This window comes from Polaribacter gochangensis (genome assembly GCF_046224025.1).
GTDB classification, from domain to species: domain Bacteria; phylum Bacteroidota; class Bacteroidia; order Flavobacteriales; family Flavobacteriaceae; genus Polaribacter; species Polaribacter gochangensis.
This window is the reverse complement of the sequence record NZ_JBJXRF010000001.1, coordinates 304,837-322,778: the sequence shown is the minus strand read 5'-3', so window position 1 is coordinate 322,778 and position 17,942 is coordinate 304,837. Positions and strand designations below refer to the sequence as shown.

Genomic DNA, 17,942 nt, shown 5'->3' with positions numbered 1-17,942 from the left:
GCAATTATTTTCTAAAAATGTAGTACTTTACAGCCTTCAAAAATTATACAATGGTTTCACTAAGTACATTTGATTACGTTTTAATTATTTCCTTTTTTGCAATTACACTTTTTATCGGAATATATGTTTCAAAAAAATCTGGGAAAAACTCTTCAGAGTATTTTTTATCAGGAAGAAATATGCCTTGGTGGTTATTAGGTTTATCAATGGTTGCAACCACATTTTCTACAGATACGCCAAATTTAGTAACAGATATTGTTCGTAACAACGGAGTTTCAGGAAATTGGGTTTGGTGGGCGTTTTTAATTACGGGTTTATTAACTGTTTTTGTGTATGCAAAACTGTGGAGAAAATCTGCTGTAAATACAGATATTGAATATTACGAATTGCGTTATGGTGGAAAACCAGCAAGATTTTTAAGAAAATTTAGAGCGGTCTATTTAGGAGTTGTTTTTAATATTTTGGCAATGTCTGCTGTTACTTTAGCAGCAATAAAAATTGGGCAAATTATGTTGGGTTTAGAACCTTGGGAAACCGTAATTTATGCCGGAGTTATTACAGTTGTATTTAGTGCTGTTGGTGGATTTAAAGGTGTTGTTTACACAGATTTTTTATTGTTTTTTGTTGCCATGGCAGGAGCCATCGGTGCGGCATATTATTTGGTAAATATTCCAGAAATTGGTGGTTTAGAAGCTCTGTTGACAAATGAAAATGTTGCTAATAAATTGTCACTTTTACCAGATTTTAATGATAAATCGGCTTTAATTACGTTATTAATTATTCCCTTAGCTGTGCAATGGTGGAGCGCTTGGTATCCAGGAGCAGAACCGGGTGGTGGTGGTTATATCGCACAAAGAATGTTAGCGGCAAAAGATGAAAATCATGCAATTGGTGCAACCTTCTTTTTTAATATTATGCATTACGCATTACGTCCTTGGCCATGGATTATTGTAGCGTTGGCTTCTTTGGTTTTATATCCAGATTTGGCAAGTATTCAAGAAGCTTTTCCGAATGTAACCCCAGATAAATTAGGACACGATTTAGCCTATTCTGCAATGCTAACAAAGTTGCCAAGTGGTTTGTTAGGATTGGTGTTGGCTTCTTTAGTTGCTGCGTATATGAGTACTATTTCTACACATTTAAATTGGGGTTCATCTTATATTGTAAATGATTTTTACAAACAGCAAATAAACCCTGATGCTTCAGAAAAAAAATTAGTTGCCGTTGGAAGACTATCAACAGTTGTATTAATGATTTGCAGCGCTTTGTTAGCGTTGGTTTTACAAAACGCATTACAATTGTTTGATGTAATTTTAATGTTTGGTGCTGGAACAGGATTGATTTTTATTTTACGTTGGTTTTGGTGGAGAATTAATGCGTGGAGTGAAATTGCGGCCATGTTTTCATCAGGAATAATTTCTATCATTATCAATTTTACTTCGGTAGGAGTTTTGTTATTTGGGACTAAAGAAGCTGCTGGTGTTTTGCCAGATTGGTCAAGATTTCCAATGATTGTATTTATAACAACTATTATTTGGTTGCTTGTTACATTCTTAACTCAGCCAGAAAGTAAAGATGTATTGCGTAATTTTTATCAAAAAATACAACCTGGCGGACCAGGATGGTCAAAAGTAATTGATGAGGCAAAGTCAGAGAATATTGATATTGTAAATGATAAAGAAGGTTGGAGTGTTCCGTCTGGAATCTTAGCCATGTTATTAGGTTGTGTGTTTATTTACAGCTGTTTGTTTGCAACAGGATATTGGATTTATGGAGAAACTACTTTGGCTATCAGCATTACAATTACTGCAATTATAAGTGGATATTTATTAAAAAGAGTTTGGATAAAGATTAGAGCAAAAATACTTTAATAATCAAAACCCTTATTTAGAAATCGGGATTTGAATACTGATTCCGGTTTGTGCATCGGGTGCGTTATTTACCAATAAATCTTCTTTTAAATATAAAGTAATTTTATAGTTTGGTCTTCCGTGCGTATACAAAAATGTCCAAGCAGATAAACCTTCATACAACGTTGTAAATCCATGATGCCAACCTGCTTTTATTTCTTGCCATTTTCCCTTTAAGTGATAATAACTTGCTTCATCATGTTTGTTATATCTCGTTTGAATTTGATAATGAATTCCGAATGAATGATAGTTCTTTTTTCGTGTAAATTTTGTGAATTCTATTTCACTTTCTACACTTCCTAAAAATTGATTATTTCCTAAATCAACAACATCTTTAAAGTTGATCAGATTCTTTCTCAGCAAACTTCCGCCTAAAGCAATATTGAATTCGTTTTTGTTTTGTAGTTGAATTTTATGAATCAGATTTGCAGAAAACCCAACATCTAAAGACGAGTTAAATTTGGAAGTGTTGATTCCTAAATGTGTTCCAAAATTGACAAATAAATTTCTTTTCTTATTGATTAAAAACTTAGGGTAATAATGATGGTTAAATTCAATCCCGCCTAAAAAAAACTCGTTGTTTTCAAGTTCTAAAACATTTCCATATCGATCAGTATATTTAAAATGTACTTGATTTAATCCGTAATATCTTCGTCCATAAGGATCTTCTCCTCCAGCAATATTACTGTGAAACCATTCGATACTTTCATCACTTGTAATTAAAGAAAAAGGGTCGTTCCCTTTGGTAATTAGATAGGAGCGAAGTGTAATTCCGAGTTCATGTTCTTTGGCAATCGGGAATGCAATTTGCAACCGAAAACCTCTTATAACAGCGTCGATAATAATGTTAGAATATTCTGCCGGAGTTGTTGCCTGATCGATAAAAGCAAACTGTCTGTTAAACCAAATTTTTTTGCTAAAATCTTCTCTTATAATTGGATCTTTTGGGAGATACATTTCTACAAAAGGATGAAATGTATTTCCGCTTTCTGAGCTAAACGTAAAAGTGGTTTTTGTAGGAGTTTTTAATTTAAAATTTTGATTAATTCTTGCGCTAAAAATCCCAAAATGATGTGTTGTTAATAAACTCGGATTTTCGATTCCGTTTTTAAAATATAAACTGTCTTTTTCTTGAGAAAAAGAAAGAATTGAAAAAAGAAAAAACACAAGAAAGCACCATTTTTGCATTCGATAAAAATACGCTAAAGTTTTAAAAAGAAAAAAGCAACTCTTTTTGGTTACTGAGCGTAGCCGAAGAAGAGTTGCTTTTTCGAATATTTATATAAAATTTATTTTTTATGCATTTAATGGTTTTCCGTCCCAAGCAGTTTTTGCAGCTTCTTTAATGGCTTCAGAATAGGTTGGATGACCATGACAAATTCTAGCTAAATCTTCAGCAGAAGCTCTAAATTCCATGGCAACTGCAGCCTCCATAATTAAATCTGCAGCACGTGCTCCAACTATATGAACTCCTAAAATTTCATCTGTAGTTTTATCAGCCAACACTTTTACAAATCCATCTAAATCTCCACTTGCTCTAGATCTTCCTAAAGTTCTCATAGAAAATTTTCCTGCTTTATAAGCTACACCAGCAGTTTTTAATTCGTCTTCTGTTTTACCAACAGCAGCAACTTCTGGCCAAGTATACACAACACCAGGAATTAAATTATAATCGATATGTGGTTTTTGTCCAGCTAAAAATTCAGCAACAACAACACCTTCTTCTTCTGCTTTATGTGCTAACATTGCACCTTGAACAACGTCACCAATTGCATAAATGTTAGAAATATTTGTTTGTAAATGCTCATTTACTTCAACTTGATTTCTATTGTTTAATTGTACACCAGCATTTTCTAAGCCTAATCCTTCAGTATACGGTTTACGTCCAACAGCTACTAAACAATAATCACCTTTAAACTCAATTTCTCTATCTTTTTTATCAGTAGCTTTTACAAGTATTTCATCACCATTTCTCTCAACAGAAGTAACACCGTGACTTACTGCGAATTTCATTCCTTGTTTCTTTAGTACTTTTTGTAGTTCTTTAGAAACATCAGCATCCATAGTTGGAGTGATTTTCGGAGCATATTCTACAACGGTAACATCCGCACCTAAACGCTTATAAACCGAACCTAATTCAAGTCCGATTACTCCACCACCAATAACAATTAAATGTTTTGGAATTTCTTTTAACTTTAAGGCTTCAGTAGAAGTAATAATACGTTCTTTATCTATAGTGATAAAAGGCAACGTTGATGGTTTTGAACCCGTTGCAATAATGATATTTGTTCCTTCAATCGTTTCCTCAGAACCATCATTTTTTGTAACTTTTACATGTGTTGCATCAACAAAAGAACCCAATCCTTCAAAAACAGCTACATTGTTTTTGTCCATTAAATATTTGATTCCTCCAGTAGTTGTTTCTACAATGTTTGCTTTGCGTTCAACCATTTTAGAAAAATCTACTTTTGGAGCTTCAACAGAAATTCCATGAGCATCTAAATGATTAACTGCATCGTAATAATGATGCGAAGAATCTAACAATGCTTTTGAAGGAATACATCCAACATTTGTACATGTTCCACCTAAGCTTGAGTATTTTTCAATAATTGCTACTTTTTTGCCTAATTGAGAAGCTCTGATTGCAGCTATATATCCTCCAGGACCAGAACCAATAACGATGATGTCGTATTTCATTTTTAATATAATTTTGGAATACAAAAGTAAACATTATTGTTTAAAAACGATAGTATTCAGAAGAATTACTATCTTTAAATCTTTAAAATCTACACAAATGAAAATAGTAAAAAAAATAGGCTGGTTGCTGCTATTCGTTTTTATAGTTGCTCAGTTTTTTGGGCCCGAAAAAAATGAAGGAGATTTCACTTCTTTAGCAACTTTTATAGAAGAAACAAGTCCGCCAGAAGAAGTACTTAAAATCATGAAATCATCTTGCTTTGATTGTCATTCAAATACTACGAATTATCCTTGGTATAGTTCTATTACACCTGTTAATTATTGGATGGATGATCATATAAAAGTTGGAAAAAAGAAACTAAATTTCTCTAAATGGAGCGAGTATTCTTTAAAACGAAAAGAACATAAATTTGAAGAATTACACGAAGAAGTAGAAAAGAAAAACATGCCATTAGATTCTTATACATGGACACATTCTGAAGCAAATTTAACCGATGCACAAATTAATACAATTGTAGATTGGGCAAAAGGAGTTCAGTCTAATTATGCAGTACAACTAAAAGCAAAATAATTGACCAATCAATCTGTTTTAATCATTGGGGCTGTTTGGGTTGAGCCAAATTCTTCGGCTGCTGGGAGTAGAATGCTGCAATTAATTGAGTTGTTTTTAGAACAAAATTATGCAATTACATTTGCAACAACTACTCAACAAACAAACAATGCTTTTGATTTAAAATCAATGAATGTTGATGCCATTTCTATTGAATTAAATTCGATTTCTTTTGATGATTTTGTAAAAGAACTAAATCCTACGATTGTAGTTTTTGATCGCTTTATGATGGAAGAACAATTTGGATGGCGCGTTGCAGAAAATTGTCCAAGTGCAATCCGAATTTTAGATACAGAAGACTTACATTGTTTGCGAAAAGTTAGAGAGGAGTCCATAAAAAAACAAGAGAATTTTACAATTGAAAAATTAGTAACTTCTGATATTGCTAAAAGAGAAATTGCAGCAATTTTACGTTGTGATGTATCTTTAATCATTTCTACTTTTGAAATGAATTTACTAAAGTCTGTTTTTAAAGTTGATGAAAGTATATTGTATTTCCTGCCTTTTTTACTGGATAAAATAGATCAACATCAAACTAAAAAATGGAAAAGTTTTTCTAAAAGAAACCATTTTGTGTTTATGGGTAATTTCTTTCATAAACCAAATGTTGATGCAGTGATTACTTTAAAAAAATACATTTGGGGCGCAATTAGAAAAGCAATTCCAAAAGCAGAAGTTCATATTTATGGAGCTTATATTACTGAGCAAATTCAACAGTTACATAATCAAAAAGAAGGTTTTATTGTTAAAGGTTATGCAGAAAATGCAAAAGAAGTAGTGCAAAATGCAAAAGTAGTTTTAGCTCCGTTACGTTTCGGCGCAGGAATAAAAGGAAAACTCACCGAAGCAATGCTGTGTGGAACACCGAGTGTTACAACTACAATTGGAGCAGAAGGAATGCATGATAATTTTCCTTGGAATGGTTTTGTAGAAGATGATTTTTCCCTTTTATCTAAAAAAGCGATTGCACTTTATTCTGATAAAAATTTATGGAATCAATCTCAGAAAAAAGGAATTCTAATCATCAATAAAATATACGATAAAGAAAAAATAGGAACACAATTTATAAACCGATTAGCGTCACTTCAAAAAGAAATTATACAACACAGAATTCAGAATTTTATGGGAAGTTTAGTACAACATCAAACATTACAAAGCACAAAATACATGAGTAAATGGATCGCAGCTAAAAACAAATTACAGTGTTAGTTTTATTCCAATAAAACCACTTCCTATAAATTTTGTTTTAGAATTATATAATGCTTTTAAATCGGGTCTTTGTCCAACCTGATATACATAACTCACAGCAATTCTGTTGTTAATTCTGTAGGCAATTTCTCCATTGACATTGAAACTTAATCCATCATAGTATCCGCCTCTTTTTAGTTTTCCGTAGTCTGCTGAAGCACCAATATCGAAGTTTCGAAAGAGGTTGTGTATGTTGTAACCAACTCCAGCTCCATATCTTTGATAGTTTCCTCCAATTAGGTCAGCGTATTCAATTACTGGATATACAAATAAAGTGCTTGATGAATATTCTTTTACAGGGAATTCTGCTTTTAATAAAAGGTTAACAGTAATTGGATTATTTCCTTTATTGTCTCCAATAAGAAGGAGTTTGGCATCGTGGTGAACCGTTAAGTTTACTGAAGATTGGCTGTTGCCAAAGGTATAGCTGAATATGGCTATACATAATAGTAAATTTTTCATTATAAGTGATTTCAGATTGTTAATAACACTCCAAATTTACAGGTAGCTTATAGGTTAAGGTCGCAAAATTCGTTCACAGCATAGGATTGTTTCGGCGAAAGGGAATAATTATGCTTTAAAGCAGGTTAAATTAGTTTTATAAATAAATTGCTTCAAAAAAATAGTGTACAACACAGAACTCAAAACTTTATGGGCAATTTAGTACAACATCAAACATTACAAAGCACAAAATACATGAGTAAATGGATCGAAGAAAAGCATAGAAAATAGTTTACAAAGCAAGTTTCACCCCAAGAAAAACACTTCCTTTTATGTTGGTTGTACTTCCAAACCTAGAAGTTAAATCTCTCCTGTCAATTGCCTGGTATAAAAGGGACAGTCGCATTTTTTGAGAAATTGGATATGTGGTTTCAAAATTGATACTTAAACCCATAAAAGAAGATTCTTCATCTATCTTTTTTGAAGGTGGTGGTTTATTTTTAGCTAAAAAACTATTCTTACCTCTTAAAATTATTCCGTGATCAATATAAAGTCCAAATATAAATTTTTCTGAAAAAGAAAACTTTGTTTGATAGCCAATTCCTAATAAAAAACGCTGAAAAGCAGCACTATTTAAATCAGCATATTCAGCGCCAAAATACAATTTGAAACTGCTTTTTTTTAACTTAAAAGCTTCAACTTCAAATCTAATTAATAAATCGGGTGTAAAGGCAGAATTACCACGCTCATCACCAATAAAAAGTAATCTTACATCTTGATGCACAGAAATACTCATCATAGATTCTTGTCCTTTGCTTGAAAGAAAAGAAAATAAACAAAAAAAGAGCAATAATACTTTCACTTCAATAGTTTATTAACATTCAGCTTAATGTTAGGGGGCTAAAACTGGAAAGATATTTGAATTACAAGATAGGGTTTTATTTTTAAAATTAAAGATTAGTTTATTGTTGGGATAAAATCTAAAGGCAACATATTTGCAAAAGACTCAAAAGCCCAATATCCTTCTACAAATATTGCGCTTGGATTAACAAGTACACCTGTGTGGTCAATAATAGATTTTCCATCAACAAGTGTTATGTTTGAAGTTTGAACTCCAGATGGTTTTTTTCTTTTCCCAAACTTTCCTATTAAATAATTTTCTTCTTCTTTTTCGTTTTTATAAATAATAGAAAGATGATTTTCGAAATCAAGAAATGGAGTTTGTTTTTCGAAAGAAATCATATCGTTATAATCAACATTTCTTTTATATAAAAAATCTTGATATTTTGGTAAAGAGCTTTTCTGTGCAATAACTAAAGCACTATCTAAAGGGCTTATGGGGTTTGAAATATTTTTTGAATACTTAACGATTTCTTTATTTAAATAAATCAATTCTCTTGCAGATTTAATTTCTTCGTCTGTAGGTCTTTCTGGGTTTAGTTCTCTTTTAAATTGGTTTATTACAAACCCATCTTGAGTAAGGTTTTTATTTAGCAAGCTCCTTAAGAAGTGCATTTGAGAACCGTAATAAGCCTCAAGTCTATTTCGTTTCCATTTCTTTTTTATTTTCTTTTTTAAATTGGTATATCTAGCGTAACCACTAAAAAATAAACGATTCTTTTTAACAGAAAAGTTAACTAAATCATAAGTAATTAAATACCCTAAACCTTCATGTTTAATTTTAAGCGGTTCTTTGGCTTCAGCAATTAATTCGTCAGTTTTTATATTGTATTCAAAATGCAGTGTTTTTGGATTTAAAATAATAGCTTTTTCAGCTAATTTAGTTTTTCCTAAAAACAAATTTTTAAATCGAGATAAATTATACTTCCAGTCTTCATCGTACTTTGTTTTTTTAAGTACAACTTCATTTAAAATATTAGTTTCTGGCTTTAATACGAAACGTAAAAAATCAACCTCTAAATTGGTGTTTATCTTAATTTTAGATGTTGTGTACCCTATAAAAGAAACTATTAAGTCGAAATTGCCCTTGTTTACCTGTAATATAAACTCCCCGTTGCTATCTGTGGTAGTTCCAATGGTTGTGTTGTTTAAATAGACCGATGCTCCTTCTAAGTTTTCATTTGTATCTGTGGTAACTTTACCCTTAATATATGTTTGAGAAAAAGCGGCGAGGGAAATACACAATAAAAGAAAAGTAAAAAGTCCTTTTTTCATAGAAAATAATTTCGATAAAAATAAGGACTTCAACGCAATGTTTTAAGAAGTAAAAGTTAATTATTAATTAAACCTGCTCTTTTTAACAGCGCATCTGGTTTTGGTTCGTGTCCGCGAAAGCGTTTGTACAATTCCATTGGTTTTTCTGTTCCGCCTTTTGATAAGACATTTTCTTTAAATTTTGTAGCAACTTCTTTGTTGAAAATTCCTTTTTCTAAGAAATATTCAAATGCATCAGCATCTAACACTTCAGCCCATTTGTACGAATAATATCCTGCAGAATATCCTCCTTGAAAAATATGAGAGAAAGCAGTGCTCATACAATTTTCTGCCACATCTGGATATAATTTTGTTTCTGAAAAAGCGTCATTTTCAAATTCTTTTACACTCTTTATTTTTGATGGATTTTCACTGTGCCAACTCATGTCTAACAAACCAAAACTCAATTGACGAAGTGTTTGCATTCCTTCATGAAAACTGGCCGATTCTTTGATTTTTGCAACATATTCCATCGGAATGATTTCTCCAGTTTCATAATGTTTAGCGAATAACTCTAAAGCTTCTTTTTCGTAGCACCAATTCTCCAACACTTGACTAGGTAATTCAACAAAATCCCAAGAAACTGAAGTTCCAGACAAACTATTATACGTTGTATTTGCTAGCATTCCGTGTAGTGCATGCCCAAACTCGTGAAACAATGTTGTAACTTCATTAAAAGTTAATAATGAAGGTTTGGTTTCAGTAGGTTTGGTGAAATTGCATACGATGGAAACGTGTGGCCTTTCGTTAATTCCGTTTTTAATTTGTTGCGGTTTGTAAGAAGTCATCCAAGCGCCATTTCGCTTTCCTTTTCTTGGATGAAAATCTGCATAAAAGACAGCAATAAAGTTCCCATTTGTATCTGTTACATTGTATGTTTTAACATCTTGGTGATATTTGTCAATGTTAAAAACCTCTTCAAATTGTAAATCATATAAACGATTTGCAATTTCAAAAACACCATCAATAACATTTTCTAATTTGAAATAGGGTTTTAAGATTTCTTGATCTAAATTAAAACGCTCTTTCTTTAGTTTTTCTGCATAATAAGAACCGTCCCATTTTTGTAATTGATCAATTCCGTCAAGCTTTTTTGCATAGGCTTCTAGTTCCTCAAATTCTTTTTGAGCGGCTGGTTTAGCTTTGGCTAATAAATCGTTCGAAAAAGTAATTACTTTTTCTGGAGTTTCTGCCATACGTTCTTCTAACACAAAATGTGCATGTGTTTTATAACCTAATAAATTTGCGCGTTGATGACGCAATTTCACGATGTTTAAAACAATCTCTTCATTATTATATTTGTTATCTTGAAACGCTTTTTTACCAGCAGCGATTGCTAGTTTTTTTCGTAATTCACGATCGTCTGCATAGGTCATAAAAGGAATATAACTCGGATAATCTAAGGTAAAAATCCAACCTTCTTTTTCGTTTTCTTTTGCTAATTGATGTGCTGCTTCTTTTACACTTTCTGGCAACCCAGCAACATCATCTTCTTTCGTTAAATGCATTTCAAAAGCATTGGTTTCTGCCAATACATTTTCTCCAAATTGTAAAGATAATTTTGATAATTCAGCATCAATTTTACGCAATTCAGATTTTTTTTCTTCGGATAAATTTGCGCCATTTCTAGCAAAACTTTTGTACTGTTTTTCTAACAACATGTGTTGTTCGGCAGTTAAATCTAAATTTTCTTTTTGATCAAAAACCGATTTTACGCGTTCAAATAATTCCTTGTTTAATTTGATGTCATTAGAGAAATCACTCAGCCAAGGAGAAATTTCTTGTGCAATTTTCTGAACTTCATCATTGGTTTCAGCAGAATTTAAATTGAAGAAAATACTGGTAATTCTTCCAAGTTTTTCGCCTGTAAAATCTAATGCAACGGTGGTGTTTTCAAAAGTTGGCGCTTCTGGATTTGAAACGATTACATCAATTTCTTTTTTAGTTTCTTCAATGGCAGTTTTAATTGCAGGTTTGTAGTCTTTTGTAGAAATTTTAGAAAAAGGTGCTGTATTAAAATGGTGTAAAAGTGGATTCATTAGATAATTTATTGGTAATTAATGTCATCTCGAGCGGAGTAGAGAGGTTTTTAAGGTCTCGACTCCGCTCGACCAGACAAAAGAAGTGTTTTATTTTCTTACTCTATCAGAAGCTTGTTCAACTTTTAGCTTTAATTCTTCTTTGTAAGCAATAATTTTATCGAGTACATTTTTGTCTGAAGCTCCGATAATTTGTGCCGCTAAAATTCCGGCATTTTTTGCACCGTCTAAAGCAACAGTGGCAACTGGTACACCGCCAGGCATTTGTAAAATGGATAAAATAGAATCCCAACCATCAATAGAATTTCTGCTTTTTACAGGAACTCCGATTACAGGTAACGGACTCATAGAAGCCACCATTCCTGGTAAATGAGCTGCTCCACCAGCACCAGCAATAATTACTTTTATTCCGCGTAAGTGAGCGTTTTTTGAATAGTCAACTAATTTTTCTGGAGTTCTGTGTGCAGAAACAATATCCACTTCAATTTGAATGTCAAAACTTTCTAAGATATCGATTGCTTCTTGCATGATTGGAAGATCTGAATCGCTTCCCATTATAATTCCTACCATAAATTTATCAATTATCAATTATCAATTATCAGTTATCAGTTGTCGATGAGATCTGATTACTATTTACTGTTAATTGTTTTTACTAATTACTCTAATTGTTTCTTTCACTTTTTGAGCCGTTTTTCTTGCCTTGTCAATATCTGTATCAACAATTGTAACATGTCCCATTTTTCTGAAAGGTTTTGTTTTTTTCTTTCCATAAATATGCGGAGTAACACCATCAATTTGTAATACTTTTTCAATATTTTCATACACAACATCGCCAGAAAAACCTTCTTCACCAACCAAATTTACCATAATTCCGGCAACTTTGCTATCGGTATTTCCTAAAGGAAGATTTAAAACGGTTCTTAAATGCTGTTCAAACTGATTTGTATAACTAGCTTCAATCGAATAATGCCCAGAATTGTGTGTTCTTGGCGCCACTTCATTGACTAAAATTTCATCGTTTTCTGTTTGAAATAATTCTACAGCTAACAAACCAACGTGTTTAAAAGATGCTGCAACTTTTAAAGCGATTTCTCTTGTTTTTGTTGCAACAGAAGCATCAATTCTTGCAGGACAAATTACATATTCAACCTGATTTGCTTCTGGATGAAACTCCATTTCTACAACAGGATATGTTTTTACTTCTCCGTTTGCATTTCTAGCAACAATTACCGCTAATTCGTTTTTAAACGGAATCAATTTTTCGATGATACAATCTGTATCTGCTAAATTCTGAATATCATTTTCGGTACGAACCACCTTTACGCCTGTTCCATCGTATCCAAATTGTGCAGATTTCCACACAAAAGGAATTTGAAACTTGTTATTTTCAAAAGCAGTAATTAATTCGCTTTTTGTCGCAAAGCGTTGATGAGGTGAAGTCGGAATGTTATTTTTAACAAAAAAATCTTTCTGTTTTCCTTTGTGTTGAATAATTTCAATCACAGAAGGTTGCGGATAAATTTTCAATCCTTCTTTTTCTAATTGATATAAAGCATCAATATTAACATGCTCAATTTCTATGGTAAGTACATCAACCAATTTTCCGAAGTTGTAAACCGCATCAAAATCTAATAAATTTCCAATGTGAAATTCGTTGCAGATTTGTGTGCAAGGAGCTTCGGGTGAAGCATCTAAAATTACGGTGTAAATATCGTATTTCTGAGTTTCGGCAAGTAACATTCTTCCTAATTGGCCGCCGCCTAAAACGCCTAATTTAAAATCGGAAGAAAAGTAGTTTTTCACTTTAGTAAGTTTGTTGTGTTTGTTCTTGCAAAAATAACAATCTATTTGATTTAGAACTATTAAAAGTTCGTGATTCGTAAAATAGTTCCGTTTAAATTGGTTACTAAGTATTCTCTTGCAGAATAGGTAATTCCGCTTGTTCTTGGAGCTCCGTTAATAATTTGAAACTCGCTGTCATCACAAGGACATTTCATTATCAAACTATTTTCAACAACCATTTGAGAACACGCACTAAGTTGAATATGTGGCGCTGCGCGCTCAAAAGCTTTAAAACTTGTGTTATTTAAACGGTAAATTATAATACCTTTTAATCCGCCTCTTCCATAAGCCCAATTTCCAGGGACATTCAAATCTACAAATTCTGGTAAATTTAAATCTATAGTTTCATTAACTTGAACATAAGGTAGTATGTCGTTGTTTTGAAAATCAGAAGAACAATTGCTAAAAATTAGAATTGTTATAAAAGCAAAAATGACTTTTTTCATCGATAAATGTTGTGTTAGATTTAAACGATGGCAAGTTACAAATATTTTGTACATTTGTAATTGAATCTCATTCTGATAAAACGGCAATGAGATTTTGTATTTTAAAACTATACGATTATGAGTGAAGTATCATATTATACGCCAGAAGGACTTAAAAAGCTAAAAGAAGAGTTAGAGCATTTAGAACATGTAGAGCGCCCTAGAGTTACGCAAGAAATAGCTGATGCTCGTGATAAAGGGGATTTAAGTGAAAATGCAGAGTATCATGCAGCAAAAGAAGAACAATCTCATTTAGAATTTAAAATTGCAAAATTAAAGAATGTGGTTTCTAATGCTAGAATTATTGATGAATCTCAGTTAGATACATCAAAAATATTGATCCATTCTGTAGTGAAATTAAAAAACACTGCCAACAAAATGGAATTTACCTATACGTTGGTGGCAGATTCAGAATCGGATGTTAAAAACGGAAAATTATCTGTAAACTCTCCAATCGGTAAAGGATTGTTAGGGAAAAAAGTTGGTGAAATAGCTGAAATTCAAGTTCCAAACGGAATTATGAAGTTTGAAATTATAGATATTTCAAGATAATACTTATCAAAATCCTTGTCTATTGAGAGAAGGATTTTTTTTTACTTCAAAAATAATAAAAGATAAATTTGTCCTTTATATAAAAATAGCTATCTTTGTAGCGAAAAAAACGAATATATGTTTTCAAAATCTTGCGAATATGGTTTAAGAGCAGTGTTATTTATAGCACAAAGCTCTCTTTCTGGTACTAAAGTTAGTTTGGTAGAAATTGCGCAAGAAATTGATTCTCCATCAGCTTTTACAGCAAAAATTTTACAGCAATTGTCAAAAGCAAACATTATAGAATCTACCAAAGGTCCAACAGGCGGGTTTATAATGTCGCAAGAAAATTTAAAAAATCAAACATTGGCAGATGTGGTAACAGTCTTAGATGGCGATAAAGTTTATAACGGTTGTGGTTTGGGATTAAAACAATGTGACGATCAGTTTCCTTGTCCTGTTCACGATCAATTTTTAAAAGTAAGAACAGAACTAAAAGCAATGTTAGAAAACACCAATTTATATGATTTAGCAATTAAAATTGATGGAGGATTAACTTGGCTGAAAAGAGCTTAAAAAAAAATTAAATTAATAAAGGATAAAAATGTCTTAAAATAATGAATTATGAAATTACAAGCAGACACACTAGTAAGCGATATTGTAGCAGAGAATTACAATGCCGCAGCCGTTTTTAGCAAATATAAAATAGATTTTTGCTGTAACGGTAACAGAAGCTTAGCAACTGTAACAGAAAAGAAAGGGATCAGTTTAGAGGAGGTTTTAGAAGATTTAGAAAATCAAATGAAAACCAAAGAAGATCAATCTAATTTATATCAAAATTGGGGAATCGACTTTTTATCAGATTATGTTGTAGAAACACATCATACATATGTAGAAAAAAGTATTCCTCCAATTAAACAATATGTAGATAAAATTAGTAAAGTTCATGGCGAAAGACATCCAGAGTTATTAGAATTAAGAGAATTGTTTTTCGGTGCTGCAGATGCCCTAACTACGCACATGAAAAAAGAAGAATTAATTTTATTTCCGTTTTTCAAGAAATTAGCAAAATTAAAGAAAGAAGGTGGGGTTTATGAAAAACCAAATTTCGAAACTGTAGAAAACCCTATTGCAATGATGCATCACGAGCACGATGTAGAAGGTGAGCGTTTTAGAAGAATTGCAGAATTGACAGATAATTATACGCCGCCATCGGATGCATGTACAACGTATAGAGTTGCATTTTCTATGTTAAAAGAATTTGAGGAAGATTTACATAAACACATCCATTTAGAAAATAACATCTTGTTTAAAAGAGGAATTAAATTAGAACAAGAATTATCGATGTGAAAAGATATCCCCTAAATAGTTGAGAAAGCAGTAACAATCCCCTATGTATGTTATTGCTTTTTTTTATATTTAATGCTCAATAAATTGATGAAGTATGAGCAGCATTTTTACAAAGATTATCAACCAAGAAATTCCATCGTATAAAATAGCAGAAGACGCACATTTTTATGCTTTTTTAGACATCAATCCAAATGCAAAAGGACATACATTAGTCATTCCAAAAAAGGAAGTTGACAAATTGTTTGATTTAGATTCAGAAACGTATTTAGGTTTAATGAAGTTTGCGCATAAAGTTGCCAAAGCCTTAGAAAAAACAATTGCTTGTAATAGAATTGGAATGTCTGTTGTTGGATTGGAAGTTCCACACGCACACGTGCATTTAATTCCGATAAACCGAGTTGCTGATATCAATTTTACGAGTAAAAAATTAAAAATGCAACATGAAGATTTTATGAAATTAGCGGAAGAAATTTCTAAAAATTTTTAAGCTTTCAGAAGGGAAATCTGAATACTGGTTCCTTTATTAATTTCAGATTTTTTTACAAATATTTTTCCGTTGTGATATTCTTCTACAATACGTTTAGAAAGCGATAAACCCAAACCCCAACCACGCTTTTTTGTTGTGAAACCAGGTTTAAATATTTGTTTAAATTGTGATTTAGGAATCCCTTTTCCAGTATCAGTAATTATAATTTCTATTGTTTTGCTTTTCTCATAAATTGTTAGTAAAATACTTCCTTTTCCTTTCATCGCGTCAATGGCATTTCTCACCAAATTTTCGATTACCCAACCGAATAATTCTGCATTGATGTTTGAAAATAATTTGTTTTTATCAGCGTTAAACTCGAACGATAGTTGTTTAGAACTCCTGCTTTTTAAATAGTCAAAAGATTTTTTTGTAATCGAAATAATTTCATTTTTTTTCAATTCTGGTGCAGAACCAATTTTAGAAAATCTGTTGGCAATTATGTTTAATCGATGTACATCATTTTCTATTTCATCAACATATTTTTCGCTAATATTTTCTGCTTTTAAAATGGCAATCCAACCTAATAAAGAAGATAGCGGAGTTCCGATTTGATGCGCAGTTTCTTTTGCCATTCCTGTCCAAAGTTTATTTTGTTCGGCAATTTTGTTAGAAGAAAACAACATATAAATCACTGTTAAAAATAAGAGTAAAATTAAAATTAAAGCAATCGGATAATAGGTGAGTTTGTCTAATAAATCAGAATCTCGATAATAGACATATTCGGTTACATTTAAATACTTAATTTCTATTGGCGCATTTTGTTTTTTCATTTTTGCCAATTGATTTTCTAAATATGTAGGATTATCTGTTTTAGAAGGATCTAAATTTTGCCAATCTTTAATGGTTCCGTCTTCATTTACTTGAATTAAAGGAATATTGGTAATGTTTTCAAAAATCTTTGTTTCTAAATTAATATTTGCATTTAAATCTGGATTGGTTGCTAACTCCTTAATTGCAGTTGCAAAAATTTCCATTTTTGCGCGTTCATCTTGTTTAAATTTTTGGAAGAAAATATAGGTGTTCCAAAGAATTAGGGAAACAATAACAAATAAGACAAAAATGACTATTCGTTTGGTTAGCACAGTATTTTTAAAAAAGCTCATCTATTACAAATATAATCTATATTATAACATAACACATTTTATAAAATGATAGTATATTTACAATTCAAAATAAATTAAAAAATGATTTCTATAGACCCAAAAGAAATAGCAACAGGCAAATTACACGGTTATTTATTAGGCGCAATTGCACCAAGGCCAATAGCTTTTGCAAGTACAATTGATGCAGATGGAAATCCAAATTTATCGCCATTTAGCTTCTTTAATGTGTTTAGTGCAAATCCGCCAATTTTAATTTTTTCTCCGGCACGTAGAGTTCGAGGAAATACTACAAAACACACCTTAGAAAACGCATTAGAAACCAAAGAAGTTGTTATAAATGTGGTCAATTATGATATTGTTCAGCAAATGTCTTTAAGCAGTACAGAATATGCAAAAGGCGTAAATGAATTTGAAAAAGCAGGCTTTACCATGTTAAAATCTGATGTTGTAAAACCATTTCGAGTTGCAGAATCTCCAGTACAATTTGAATGCAAAGTAACTGAAATTATCCACTTAGGAAAAGAAGGCGGCGCAGGAAATTTAATTATTTGTGAAGTTGTGAAATTACACATTAACGAAGCTGTATTAGATGAAAACGGAGCCATTGATCAACATAAAATTGATTTGGTTGCAAGAGCTGGTGGAAGTTATTATTCGAGGGCAAAAGAAGGTTTTTTTGAAATTCCGAAACCAATTTCTACCTTGGGAATTGGAGTAGATGCAATTCCGAAAGAAATTAGAGAAAGTAATATTTTAACAGGAAATAATTTTGGTGTTTTAGGAAACGTAGAGCAAATGCCAACTCAAGAAAATGTTGATAACTTTGCAAAAGTCAATCCACAATTTATTGGGCTAGAAACCACAAAAAAACATACATTTGCCAAAGCCTTTTTAGAAAAAAACGATGTAGAAAGTGCATGGAAAGTACTTTTAATAAAATAGA

The 17,942-nt window shown here is 31.7% G+C and carries 18 protein-coding genes; 8 read left to right on the top strand and 10 right to left on the bottom strand.

Features of this window, described 5'->3' with window-relative positions; all coding sequences use genetic code 11:
* The first annotated feature begins 50 nt into the window (after nucleotides 1–50).
* Nucleotides 51–1,871, top strand: coding sequence for a sodium:solute symporter family protein (locus ACEWL1_RS01515; protein ID WP_409231520.1), 1,821 nt, complete (start codon nucleotides 51–53; stop codon nucleotides 1,869–1,871).
* Nucleotides 1,872–1,883: 12 nt separating this feature from the next.
* On the opposite strand, the gene ACEWL1_RS01510 is transcribed toward ACEWL1_RS01515, so the two are convergent.
* Nucleotides 1,884–3,077 (bottom strand): hypothetical protein, encoded by a 1,194-nt coding sequence (locus ACEWL1_RS01510; RefSeq protein ID WP_409231519.1) that lies wholly within the window; start codon nucleotides 3,075–3,077, stop codon nucleotides 1,884–1,886.
* A gap of 129 nt (nucleotides 3,078–3,206) precedes the next feature.
* On the bottom strand, nucleotides 3,207–4,607 hold the full coding sequence (gene lpdA / locus ACEWL1_RS01505) for a dihydrolipoyl dehydrogenase (protein WP_409231518.1): 1,401 nt from the start codon (nucleotides 4,605–4,607) through the stop codon (nucleotides 3,207–3,209).
* Nucleotides 4,608–4,704: 97 nt separating this feature from the next.
* Here lpdA and ACEWL1_RS01500 point away from each other — a divergent pair, with 97 nt between their 5' ends.
* On the top strand, nucleotides 4,705–5,178 hold the full coding sequence (locus ACEWL1_RS01500) for a heme-binding domain-containing protein (RefSeq protein WP_409231517.1): 474 nt from the start codon (nucleotides 4,705–4,707) through the stop codon (nucleotides 5,176–5,178).
* Entirely contained in the window at nucleotides 5,179–6,426 is a 1,248-nt protein-coding gene (locus ACEWL1_RS01495; RefSeq protein WP_409231516.1) for a glycosyltransferase, read from the top strand.
* On the opposite strand, the gene ACEWL1_RS01490 is transcribed toward ACEWL1_RS01495, so the two are convergent.
* From ACEWL1_RS01490 to ACEWL1_RS01460, 7 genes are all read right to left on the bottom strand, one after another.
* Nucleotides 6,415–6,927 carry a hypothetical protein gene (locus ACEWL1_RS01490; RefSeq protein ID WP_409231515.1) on the bottom strand — a complete coding sequence of 171 codons (513 nt, stop codon included), beginning with the start codon at nucleotides 6,925–6,927 and terminating at the stop codon, nucleotides 6,415–6,417. The genes ACEWL1_RS01495 and ACEWL1_RS01490 overlap by 12 nt on opposite strands.
* 271 nt (nucleotides 6,928–7,198) lie before the next feature.
* Nucleotides 7,199–7,768: a hypothetical protein gene (locus ACEWL1_RS01485; protein ID WP_409231514.1), complete on the bottom strand. Its 570-nt coding sequence runs from the start codon at nucleotides 7,766–7,768 to the stop codon at nucleotides 7,199–7,201.
* Nucleotides 7,769–7,863: 95 nt separating this feature from the next.
* A complete protein-coding gene (locus tag ACEWL1_RS01480; protein ID WP_409231513.1) occupies nucleotides 7,864–9,081 on the bottom strand; it encodes a carboxypeptidase-like regulatory domain-containing protein in 1,218 nt (405 codons plus the stop codon).
* 56 nt (nucleotides 9,082–9,137) lie between these two features.
* Nucleotides 9,138–11,159, bottom strand: a complete 2,022-nt coding sequence (locus ACEWL1_RS01475; RefSeq protein WP_409231512.1) for a M3 family metallopeptidase — start codon at nucleotides 11,157–11,159, stop codon at nucleotides 9,138–9,140.
* A gap of 90 nt (nucleotides 11,160–11,249) precedes the next feature.
* Nucleotides 11,250–11,729: a 5-(carboxyamino)imidazole ribonucleotide mutase gene (purE, locus tag ACEWL1_RS01470; protein WP_409231511.1), complete on the bottom strand. Its 480-nt coding sequence runs from the start codon at nucleotides 11,727–11,729 to the stop codon at nucleotides 11,250–11,252.
* Nucleotides 11,730–11,798: 69 nt separating this feature from the next.
* Nucleotides 11,799–12,962 (bottom strand): 5-(carboxyamino)imidazole ribonucleotide synthase, encoded by a 1,164-nt coding sequence (locus ACEWL1_RS01465; RefSeq protein WP_409231510.1) that lies wholly within the window; start codon nucleotides 12,960–12,962, stop codon nucleotides 11,799–11,801.
* A gap of 59 nt (nucleotides 12,963–13,021) precedes the next feature.
* Nucleotides 13,022–13,447, bottom strand: a complete 426-nt coding sequence (locus tag ACEWL1_RS01460) for a hypothetical protein (protein WP_409231509.1) — start codon at nucleotides 13,445–13,447, stop codon at nucleotides 13,022–13,024.
* A gap of 117 nt (nucleotides 13,448–13,564) precedes the next feature.
* Here ACEWL1_RS01460 and greA point away from each other — a divergent pair, with 117 nt between their 5' ends.
* From greA to ACEWL1_RS01440, 4 genes are all read left to right on the top strand, one after another.
* Nucleotides 13,565–14,038, top strand: a complete 474-nt coding sequence (gene greA / locus ACEWL1_RS01455; RefSeq protein ID WP_409231508.1) for a transcription elongation factor GreA — start codon at nucleotides 13,565–13,567, stop codon at nucleotides 14,036–14,038.
* 117 nt (nucleotides 14,039–14,155) lie between these two features.
* Nucleotides 14,156–14,593 carry an RrF2 family transcriptional regulator gene (locus tag ACEWL1_RS01450; protein WP_409231507.1) on the top strand — a complete coding sequence of 146 codons (438 nt, stop codon included), beginning with the start codon at nucleotides 14,156–14,158 and terminating at the stop codon, nucleotides 14,591–14,593.
* Nucleotides 14,594–14,641: 48 nt separating this feature from the next.
* Nucleotides 14,642–15,367 (top strand): iron-sulfur cluster repair di-iron protein, encoded by a 726-nt coding sequence (gene ric, locus ACEWL1_RS01445; RefSeq protein ID WP_409231506.1) that lies wholly within the window; start codon nucleotides 14,642–14,644, stop codon nucleotides 15,365–15,367.
* Between the two features lie 94 nt (nucleotides 15,368–15,461).
* Complete coding sequence (locus ACEWL1_RS01440) at nucleotides 15,462–15,854, top strand: HIT family protein (protein ID WP_409231505.1); 393 nt, start codon at nucleotides 15,462–15,464, stop codon at nucleotides 15,852–15,854.
* On the opposite strand, the gene ACEWL1_RS01435 is transcribed toward ACEWL1_RS01440, so the two are convergent.
* Entirely contained in the window at nucleotides 15,851–16,999 is a 1,149-nt protein-coding gene (locus ACEWL1_RS01435; RefSeq protein ID WP_409231504.1) for a sensor histidine kinase, read from the bottom strand. The genes ACEWL1_RS01440 and ACEWL1_RS01435 overlap by 4 nt on opposite strands.
* A gap of 81 nt (nucleotides 17,000–17,080) precedes the next feature.
* Here ACEWL1_RS01435 and ACEWL1_RS01430 point away from each other — a divergent pair, with 81 nt between their 5' ends.
* Complete coding sequence (locus tag ACEWL1_RS01430; protein WP_409231503.1) at nucleotides 17,081–17,941, top strand: flavin reductase family protein; 861 nt, start codon at nucleotides 17,081–17,083, stop codon at nucleotides 17,939–17,941.
* The last annotated feature ends 1 nt before the right edge of the window (nucleotide 17,942 follow it).